The sequence below is a fragment of the Paractinoplanes deccanensis genome (assembly GCF_016862115.1).
Taxonomy (GTDB): Bacteria; Actinomycetota; Actinomycetes; order Mycobacteriales; family Micromonosporaceae; genus Actinoplanes; species Actinoplanes deccanensis.
Window position 1 is genome coordinate 47394 of sequence record NZ_BOMI01000095.1, and the last position, 9674, is coordinate 57067.

Below are 9674 nucleotides of genomic sequence, written 5' to 3' on the forward strand. Positions count from 1 at the left end.
GCGGTGTCCCTCATCCGTTCGGTCAGAATGGTCCCTACAAACACTGCGAATTCGGGCATCTCACCTTGCCGATCGGGTCGGACCGCGACATCGTTCCTCCTGCCGCGATCCACTACGATCGGGCGCGATCGGCGAGCGTCACCCCCGCGCTGCGTCGATCGGCACGAGTGACACTGAGAAACGCACCCCTATACAGCCAGTGAGACAGTCCGGTTTCCGCGCGCAGACATTGCGTCACACAACCGGTCCGTGTTCGATGGCTCTTTCTCTTTGACACTCGTCGTGATGGAATCTCGGGGGCCCGACGCGGCAGTCGGCCGTGTGCGGCGCCCGGCGAGCCGAATGCCGGGCCCGAATCAGGAGGACGGTGACGTGAGCAAGCGCCCCGAGACGGCGACCGGCGTCATGTCGCGTCTCCGTCGGCCGGCCGATCGGCTACGAGATCTGCCGATCTGGTCGAAGCTTGGCTTGATCATGTTGGTCCCCACCCTGGCGACGATCATCGTCGGCGTCAGTGGCTTGGTCGACCACATCGAGGAAGCAAGCAACGCGGAGCGCGCTCGCAATCTATCGGTGCTGTCGCAAGCGGCCGGTGGTCTCGTCGACCACCTGCAGAACGAACGCGCTTACGGCATCATCCTCAACACCGCCGGCATGGGCCAGCAGGTCAAGGCCAACGCCCTCAAGGCGTACACCGCCGAGAACGCGCAGGTCGACCAGGCCAAGGTGCCGTACTCGCAGCAGAAGGCGGCCCTCGACGACGTGCCCGACAAGGTCGGCACGCTGCTGCTGCGGCTCGACCGCAACCTCGAGGACCTGCCGTCCAAGCGCAGCCAGGTCGCGAACAGCAAGCTGCGCACGGCCGACGTCGAGGAGACGTACGACAAGCTGATCGACGACCTGCTCTCCGTGCGGGACGTCGCGGCGCAGCTCTCCGACGACACGACGCTCGGCGACCACATGCGCGCCGTCGCCGCCGTGGCGAACGCCAAGGAGTACATCGCCCAGCAGCGCGACATCGGCCAGAAGATCGTCGGCCAGGGCGACCTGACCAACAGCCTGCGCCGTGAGTACCTCATCCCCGACACGGGCTTCCAGCTCGCCGGCACCACGCTGCACTCGGTCGGCACCCAGGCCGAGGTCGACATGTTCGACCGCATCAGCAACACCGACGCGGGCCGGGCGGCGACCAACTACAGCATCCAGCTGACCAGCCTCCAGGGCGCCAACACCAAGCAGATCCCGTTCGACTCCGCCCAGTGGGACACCGCGATGGTGAACTACGGCAAGGAGTTCCGCGCGATCGAGCAGACGATGGACGCCCAGATCGTCACGGACGCCACCGACCTGCGCAACGACGTGAACCGGCGGGTGTTCATCGAGACCAGCATCCTGCTCGGCATGCTGCTGCTCGCCATCCTGTTCGCGTGGCTGGTCGCCCGGTCGATGGCCCGCTCGCTGCGCGAGCTGCGGCAGGGTGCTCTCTCGGTCGCCCAGTTCGGCCTGCCCCACGCGGTGAGCCGGCTGCGCGACCCGCAGCTCTCCACGTCGCTCACCCCGGCACAGGTCGCCGACCAGATCGCCGAGCCGCTGCCGGTGCGCAGCCGTGACGAGTTCGGCCAGGTGACCGAGGCGTTCAACGCGGTTCACCTCGAGGCGGTGCGCACCGCGGCCGAGCAGGCCGCCCTGCGTGCCTCCGTCGCGACGATGTTCGTCAACCTCGCCCGCCGTTCCCAGATCCTGGTCGACCGGCTCATCGGTCACCTCGACCGGCTGGAGCGCGGCGAGGAGGACCCGGACCGGCTGGCCGAGCTCTTCCAGCTCGACCACCTCGCCACCCGGATGCGGCGCAACGACGAAAACCTCCTGGTTCTCGCCGGCGCCGACTCGACCCGCGTGCAGCGCGAGCCCGCCGCCCTCATCGACGTGCTCCGCGCCGCGCAGTCCGAGGTGGAGCACTACACGCGCATCGAGTTCGGCATGATCGACCGGGACATCGAGGTGGCGGCGCACGCCGTCAACGACATGGTCCACCTGGTCGCCGAGCTCTTCGACAACGCGACGGCGTTCTCCCCGCCCAACTCGACGGTCATCGTCGAGGCCCGGCGGCTCGGCGAGGGCGCGCTGCTCACGGTCGAGGACCGCGGCATCGGCATCAGCCGCGAGCAGCTCCGCGACCTCAACGAGCGGCTCGCCAACCCGCCCACGGTGGACGTGGCCGTCTCCCGCATGATGGGCCTGGTCGTGGTCGCCCGGCTGGCCAACCGCCACGGCGTCAAGGTCGAGCTCCGCCCGGCCGACACCGAGCGCGGCACCGTCGCCGAGGTGGGCCTGCCGATCGCGGTCCTGACCGGCGGCGCGCAGCCCGCCACCGCCGGCCGCATGCAGGCCGTCGGCGCCGGCTACGACCAGCAGGGCCGCCCGGGCATGCCCGAGCCGCTCGCGCTCGAGAGCGGGCACGGCGGTGGCTACCCGGCCGGCCGCCCCTTCGACCCCAACCCGCCGATGAACAACGGCGGCATGCTCGGCACCAACGGGCGCTCCGTGCCCGCCTGGTCCGACCTGACCGGTGCGTCCTCCAACGGCTTCGGCGGCGGCGCGTCCAACGGCTCGCTCAACGGCCTCAACGGCGGCGGTGCCAACGGTGCCAACGGCAGCAACGGCTTCTACGGCCCGCGCAGCAACGAGCCGATCCCGCCGCTGCCGTCCGGCCCGGCCGGGCAGCCCACGTCGCCGGCCCAGCCGCAGGGCTTCGGCGGTCCTCAGGGCTTCGGTGCCCCGCAGGGCTTCGACGGGCCGCGTGGCTTCGACGGGCCGCAGGGCTTCGACGGGCCGCAGGGCTTCGCCGGTCCCGACGGGCTCCCGCAGCGCCGCAACGGCGAGGGCTTCCAGCCGGGCGGCGGCGACGCCAACGGCTTCGGCGCCACCATCCCGCGCCAGCTCCCGGCCAACCCCGAGACCCAGGGCCGCAACCCGTTCGTCCCGCCGGTCTCCGCCCCGCCCGTGCCGCCGGTGTCGGCGCCCCCGGTGCCGTCCGCGCCGCCCTACGGTGGTCAGCCGATCTCCTCGCCGCCCGGCATGGAGCCCCCGGTCTCCACCCCGCCGGTCTCCGGTGGACCGGCCAACGAGCCCGTCTCGGCCGCCCCGCCGGCGTGGCCCCCGGTCGCGCCCGAGCGTGACCAGAGCCACACGCCGCACGTGCCGGAGAGCCTCGCCGCGGCCCTCGACATGACCGCCGAGCTTCCCCGGTACCGTCCGGAGCAGCGCAGCGAGCCGCAGGTCGAGCCCCCGGTCAACCCGCAGACCGCGCCGATCCCGTCGTCGGCTCCGCCGGCCGCGCCGATCTCGGCGACCCCGGTCTCGGGCGGCGCCGACCAGCAGGAGTCGCAGCGGGCCGCCGCGGCCGCCAAGGCGGCGCACGAGCTCGCGGCGGCGCAGGCCGCCGAGGCCCAGGCCACCGCGGCCGCGCAGATCGCCGCGGCGCAGGCCGCGGCCCGGCAGCGCGACAACGGACAGGGCCAGTTCGCCGACGAGACGATGGAGCTGCCGATCTTCCGGGAGCTCGAGTCGGCCTGGTTCACCACCGCGCGTCCCGCCGAGCCCGCCAAGCCGTCCAGCAACGGCATCGACGAGCCGGTGACCTCGCAGCGCATCCCCACCGGAGAGCCGGCGCGATCGGTCGGCGTGCCGCAGCAGGCGGTCTCGCCCGAGTCGCGCGACCGCGACCCCGCTACTGTTGGTGTCGGTGCCTCCAACGGCGCCGGCTCGGCCGGCGGCCCCAACGGCAGCGTCGCCACCAACCCGTGGCGCACCGCTGCCGACGAGGGCTGGCAGGCCGCGCAGGCGGCGGCGGAGGCGCGGGTCGAGACCACGACCACGGCGGGCCTCCCCAAGCGCACGCCGATGGCGCAGCTCGTCCCCGGCGGTGTCGACCGGGGCGGCAACCCTGGGCAGCGCCGTACCCCCGAGGGCGTTCGCGGTCTGCTGTCCGCGTACCACCGGGGTGTGCAGCGCGGTCGCACCAAAGATTCGACCAACCCGGAGGAGACTCCGGGAGGGCAGCAGTCCTCGCAGGCTGGCAAGGAGCATGAGGCATGACATCTACGCAGGATCTCGGTTGGCTGCTGGCCAACTTCGCCGACCGCGTTCCCGGAGTCGCACATGCGATCGCGGTCTCCGCTGACGGTCTGCTCCTGGCAGCCTCGCGGGACCTTCCGCGTGACCGCGCCGATCAGCTGGCGGCCATCGCCTCCGGCCTCGTGAGCCTCACTCAGGGCGCCGCACGGTGCTTCGAGGGTGGCGCGGTGCTGCAGACGGTCGTCGAGATGGACAACGGGTTCCTCTTCCTGATGTCGATCTCCGACGGCTCCTCGTTCGCGGTGCTCGCGGCGCGCAGCTGCGACGTGGGCCAGGTCGGCTACGAGATGGCCCTCCTCGTCGACCGCGTCGGCGAGGCGCTCACTCCGGCTCCGCGTTCCGCGGCCGGGGTGCTCGGCTGAACGGGCAGCGGGCCGGCGTCACCGGCCGCTGTTCAAAGCTTTGACGACAAGAGACACTTCTAAGGGTTCGAGGAAGGGGTGAGCGGTGACGATGCCCGAACGCGATGAGCCGACCGGCGCGCTGGTCAGGCCGTACGCCGTAACCCGCGGTCGGACCCGGCCGAAGCTTGAGATAGCGCTGGAAGCGCTGGTCGAGACAACCGTTCGCGGTCGATCCGGGATCCGCGGCGGGCAGGGTGGAAGCGAGCATCAGTACATCGCGGCGATGTGCGACGGCGGCCGTGTTCAGTCGCTCGCCGAGATCGCCGCACGCATGCAACTGCCGCTCGGTGTGGCGCGTGTGATCGTCGCTGACATGGCCCATGACGGCCTTGTCGCGGTGTACGAGCCCACCTCGCTGGAAGACGAGACCGACGCGGTAGGCACGGAACTGCTGGAAAGGGTGCTGAGTGGACTTCGCAGGCTCTGACATGTCGCCCCGTCCCTCTGCTGGACGGGTCACATCGGCGAAGATTGTCATCGCCGGTGGATTCGGCGTCGGTAAGACGACGCTGGTCGGGTCGGTCTCGGAAATCACCCCGCTGACCACCGAGGCCATCATGACCTCGGCCGGCGTGGGTGTCGACGACAACCGGCAGGTGCCGGGCAAGATGACGACCACCGTCGCCATGGACTTCGGCCGGATCAGCATCGACCGTGACCTGATCCTCTACCTGTTCGGCACGCCTGGCCAGACGCGGTTCTGGTTCATGTGGGACGAGCTGGTGCGGGGCGCGATCGGTGCGGTGGTCATGGTGGACACGCGTCGGCTCGCCGACTGCTTCGCCGCCATCGACTTCTTCGAGCACCGCCGCCTTCCGTACCTGGTGGCGATCAACTGCTTCGACGGCATGCAGTATCACAATGCCCAGGACGTGCGAGACGCGCTAGCGATCTCGAGTGACGTCCCGGTCGTGAGCTGCGACGCCCGCAACCGCGAGTCGACGAAGAACGTCCTCATCTCCCTCGTGGAGTATGTGCTGACGATGCGTCGCTCGCGCGCGGTAGCGCCCGCCTGACGATCGGTTGAAGCCCCGCTCCGATGGGTCGGAGCGGGGCTTCTGCGTGCCCGAAATCGGTGATGACTTGTGAACGCGCGAACGTTCCTCACGCTCGGTGAGGTGTCCGATGTGGTCGCCGCAGCGCTCGGCCGGCCGCCGGTGGGGCTGGAGCGGCTCACCGGCGGCACCAAGAAGGGCGTCTACCGACTGCGGTTCGGCGACGGCGGCACGGCGATCCTCTACTCCTGGGCGGACGCCGAGAACTACTGGCCGCCGGCCGAGACCGTGCCGGACGACCCGTTCACCGACGCCTCGGGGTTGGAGCTGTTCGCCGCCAACCATGCGGCCCTCACGGCGGCGCGGGTCCGCGTGCCCCATCTGTTGTCTCTCGATCGGCGGGCGGGGCTGGCGATCGTCGAGGACGCGGGCGGGGAGAAGCTCGAGGCGCTGATGGAGCGCGACCCTGCTGCCGCGGCCGCGCCGTTGGCGGAGCTCGGCGAGTCCCTGCGGCGCATGCACACGGCGACCAGCGCGACGTGGGGCAGGCTCGTCGCTCCGGCCGCGGTCGGGACGTCTCCCGCTTCGCCGGGCGGGCGGCGTGCCGAGGACGTGATTCTCGACCGAGCGCTCGGGCACCTCGGTTCGGTGGCCGGGCGCGACGGTCGCCTGACGGCGGCGTCCGGGCGGATCGAGGATCATGTGCGACGGCTGCACGCCGCCATCTCACCCCGCCGCGTGTACGGGCTGGTGCACGGCGAGCTGGGACCCGACCACGTCCTCGTCGGACCGGGCGGCGAGCCCGTGATGATCGACATTGAGGGGCTCACCCACTTCGACGTGGAGTGGGAGCACGCCTGGCTCCAGATGCGGTTCCGCGATGCCTATCCGGCCCTGCGGCCGGTGGAGCTCGACCCCGACCGGCTGGAGCTCTACCGGTACGCGCAGGTGCTCGCCCTGATCGAGGGGCCGTTGCGGATCGCGGAGACCGACTTCCCGGACCGCGACTGGATGCTCCAGCTGGCCGAGTGGAACATCGCGAAGGCACTCGACCTACCCGAGTAGCGGCAGCCTTCCCACGATCTTGTCGAGTGGGTTGCGCGGGCCGACGACGCTGACCGCGTAGTAGTCGATGCTCTCGGCGGCCGTCTCCTTCACCGCGGCCAGGTAGTCGTCGTAGACGCGGGTGTGCTGGGCGGCCGCCGGCATGTCGGCGACGAAGAAGTCCGGGCGGGCGGAGGCCTTGCGGCGGATCGTGCGGAGGGTCTCCGTGTCCGCGGCCAGCACGGTGCAGCCGAGCCACGGGAGGCCCGGGTGGGTGCCGCCGTCGGCGTCGACCGCGTCGTCGCCCAGCAGCCCACCGACGGCCCGCGAGGTGGCCGCGGCGGTGCAGATGGCGGCGTTGGTGGCGCGCCCCGGCGGGAGGGCGCTGTCGACCACCACGACCCACTTGAGGCGGGCGGCGCGGGTCGGTGCGCTCTGGTCGATCTCCTCGGCGGTAAATCCGATCATGTCACGTCCGTTCTTCCAGCAATCGTTCTCGCAAAATGCTAGGCAGGTATAAGGTATGACGGCAATCGATCCGTACTAATCTCGGAAAGAGGCCCGTAATGGCGGACCTGGACGAACTTGATACGGCGATCCTCCGGGAACTGCAGTCGGATGCACGGAAGACGAACCGCGAGGTGGCCGCCGCGGTCGGCGTCTCGGCGACCACGGCGCTCGACCGCACCCGGGCGCTGCGCCGCCGCGGCATCATCCGCGGGGCGATCCTCGACGTCGACCTGCCTGCGATCGGCCGGCCCGTGCAGGCCCTCATCGCCGTCCGGATCCGTCCCCCGTCGAGGCGCAACATCGAGGCGTTCCGCGAATGGGTCAGCGCCCTGCCCGACACCCTCGGGGTCTACGTGACCACAGGCACCGAGGACTTCATCGTGCACGTGGCGGTGCCCGACAACGACAGCCTGTACGCCTTCGTCATCGACCGCCTCACCGAGCGTCCCGAGGTGGCCGACGTGCGGACCTCCATCGTCTACGAGCACATCCGCAACAACCGGATCGCGCCGATCGGCTGAGAGCGGCAGCATGAGGGCATGACAGTGCTGAACGGACAGCAGATCGCGGAGGAGAAGCTCGACGGCTGGGTCTACCTTCCCGGTGGTCTCCAGACGCGCATCCACACGGGCGACTTCGCGACCGGCCTCAAGATCGTGAACGCCGTCGGCGAAGTGGCCGAACGCATGAACCACCACCCCGACGTGACCCTGCGGTACACCGCGGTGGACATGCGGCTGACCAGCCACGACGCCCGCGGTGTCACCCAGCGCGACATCCGGCTGGCCCGAGCCGTCTCGTCGATCGTCTCCGGCGCCGGAGTGACCATGGAGAGCGCGAGCGTCTCCCGCCTGGAGTGGGGGCTCGACTCGCCCGCGTACGGGTCGGTGCGCCCGTTCTGGGCCGCGATCATGGCCATGGAGACGCCGCCCGGGCAGGAGGACCTCGTGGACCCGGCGGACATACTTCCGGCGGTGTGGTTCCAGGAGTCCGGCAGCGAGGAGCCCCGCCAGCGCTGGCACCCCGACATCTGGATCGAGCCCGCCCAGGTCCAGCCCCGCATCGACGCGGCCCTGGCCGCCGGCGGCACCCTGGTCAGCGACGCCGAGGCCCCCGCGTTCTGGGTCCTGGCCGACCCCGAGGGCAACCGCGTCTGCCTCTGCACGTGGCAGGACCGCCAGGGGTGATGCCCTCCCACAGCCGGGGCCGGAGGCGAGCCTGCGTGCGGGCCGCCTCGGTCCGGTGATCTGATGCGCGTCGTGCCCGCGCGGGCCGCCCTGGCCTGGCGTCTTCGCCGGCACGGCTTGGCGCCGCGCCCCGCCGGAGGGTCTCCCGCCGCCGTGGCCGAACGCCTCTGCGGCCTGCACGCCCAGGTGATGTCCTCCGCCGACCTGAGCCTGCTGGCCCGCCTCGGCGACCATCACCCGGGCGCCCTGCCGCAGGCGCTCTGGCACGACCGCACCCTCGTGAAGCTCTGGGCCGCGCGCGGCACCCTGCACCTGCTGCCCGCCGCTTCCCTGCCCACGTGGCTGGGCGCCCTCGGCACGCTCCGCAAGTTCGGCAACAACGGCCACCCCGACACCGAGCGCATCTGCGAGGCCGTCGCCACCGCCCTCCACCACCGCGTCCTGACCCGCCGCGAGCTCTCCGCCGAGGTCGGCCGCCTGACCGGATCGCCGCGCCTCGGGTCCTGGGTGGCGTCGAGCTGGGGTTCCGACCTCAAGGCCGCCTCGTTCCGGGGGCTGCTGTGCTTCACCGACAGCGGCTTCACCTCACCCGAGCACTGGCTCGGCCCGCACGCCCGCCCCGCCCCGGCGCCGAAGTCGCTGCGGTCCGTGGTCAGGCTCTTCCTCCGGTCGTACGGCCCGACCATCCCCGGCCAGCTCACGCGCTGGTGGCTGGGCCCACCCCGGGACCGCCTCGGCCGCTCGTTGCTGGCCACAGTCGAGGAGGAGACGACTCCGGTGCGCTTCGCCGGCCACGAAGCCGTGGTCCTCACCGCGGACCTTGCCGAGCTGACCGAGGCCGACGAGCCCTCGTCCTGCCGCCTGCTGCCCGCCTTCGATCCGTGGGTCCTCGGCATGCCCCGCGCGGAGCCCTTCATCGATCCCAGGCACCTGCCCCAGGTCTTCCGCCCGGCCGGCCGCATAGCCCCCGTCCTGCTGACCGACGGCCGCGTCACCGGCACCTGGACCCACCACGTCACCTCCCGCCGCACCACAGTGGAGTTGGCGCCCTTCGCCTCCGTCTCCGCCGCTGTTCGCCGCGCCATGACGACGGAGGCGGAACGCCTGGCCGCTCACCTGGGCTCCGCCCTCGAGCTGAGGTGGCACCAACCCTGACTCGGCGGCACGGTTCGGTCCGGCCCGCGCTCATGGGCCCGTCCGAGGTGGCGCTGCACCAGGGCGAGCAGAACCTCGCAGAGCGACGCGATCATCGCGCCGGGGGCCGGGGGCCGGGGGCCGGGGGCCGGGGGCCGGGGGCCGGGGGCCGGGGGCCGGGGGCTGGGGCTGGGGCTGGGGGCTGAGGGCCGGGGCTGGGGGCCGGGGCTGGGGGTCGGGGCTGGGGGTCGGGGCTGGGGGTC

At 71.7% G+C, this 9674-nt stretch carries 9 protein-coding genes; 8 read left to right on the plus strand and 1 reads right to left on the minus strand.

Translation table 11 applies throughout. The features are described from left to right. Positions 1–372: 372 nt before the first annotated feature. The 5 genes from Ade02nite_RS24670 (at position 373) to Ade02nite_RS24690 (ending at position 6601) form a co-directional block, all read left to right on the plus strand. Entirely contained in the window at positions 373–4098 is a 3726-nt protein-coding gene (locus Ade02nite_RS24670) for a sensor histidine kinase (protein WP_203768470.1), read from the plus strand. After that, entirely contained in the window at positions 4095–4499 is a 405-nt protein-coding gene (locus Ade02nite_RS24675) for a roadblock/LC7 domain-containing protein (RefSeq protein ID WP_014447580.1), read from the plus strand. Before Ade02nite_RS24670 ends, Ade02nite_RS24675 begins: the two co-directional genes overlap by 4 nt. 91 nt (positions 4500–4590) lie before the next feature. After that, positions 4591–4968 carry a DUF742 domain-containing protein gene (locus Ade02nite_RS24680; RefSeq protein ID WP_203768490.1) on the plus strand — a complete coding sequence of 126 codons (378 nt, stop codon included), beginning with the start codon at positions 4591–4593 and terminating at the stop codon, positions 4966–4968. A gap of 1 nt (position 4969) precedes the next feature. Then, positions 4970–5557 (plus strand): GTP-binding protein, encoded by a 588-nt coding sequence (locus Ade02nite_RS24685; RefSeq protein WP_203768488.1) that lies wholly within the window; start codon positions 4970–4972, stop codon positions 5555–5557. Positions 5558–5659: 102 nt separating this feature from the next. Then, the gene (locus Ade02nite_RS24690; protein ID WP_239169023.1) at positions 5660–6601 is read left to right on the plus strand and encodes a phosphotransferase family protein; all 942 of its coding nucleotides are present in this window, start codon (positions 5660–5662) and stop codon (positions 6599–6601) included. Here the strand turns inward: Ade02nite_RS24690 and Ade02nite_RS24695 are convergent. Then, positions 6590–7048 (minus strand): DUF2000 domain-containing protein, encoded by a 459-nt coding sequence (locus Ade02nite_RS24695; RefSeq protein WP_203768472.1) that lies wholly within the window; start codon positions 7046–7048, stop codon positions 6590–6592. The genes Ade02nite_RS24690 and Ade02nite_RS24695 overlap by 12 nt on opposite strands. A 98-nt stretch (positions 7049–7146) precedes the next feature. Here Ade02nite_RS24695 and Ade02nite_RS24700 point away from each other — a divergent pair, with 98 nt between their 5' ends. The 3 genes from Ade02nite_RS24700 to Ade02nite_RS24710 all read left to right on the plus strand — a co-directional run bounded on the left by Ade02nite_RS24700 (position 7147) and on the right by Ade02nite_RS24710 (position 9432). After that, entirely contained in the window at positions 7147–7611 is a 465-nt protein-coding gene (locus Ade02nite_RS24700) for an Lrp/AsnC family transcriptional regulator (RefSeq protein WP_239169024.1), read from the plus strand. 18 nt (positions 7612–7629) lie between these two features. Next, positions 7630–8277 carry a 4a-hydroxytetrahydrobiopterin dehydratase gene (locus Ade02nite_RS24705; protein ID WP_203768474.1) on the plus strand — a complete coding sequence of 216 codons (648 nt, stop codon included), beginning with the start codon at positions 7630–7632 and terminating at the stop codon, positions 8275–8277. 63 nt (positions 8278–8340) lie between these two features. Continuing rightward, positions 8341–9432 carry a winged helix DNA-binding domain-containing protein gene (locus Ade02nite_RS24710; RefSeq protein ID WP_203768476.1) on the plus strand — a complete coding sequence of 364 codons (1092 nt, stop codon included), beginning with the start codon at positions 8341–8343 and terminating at the stop codon, positions 9430–9432. Positions 9433–9674: the final 242 nt, after the last annotated feature.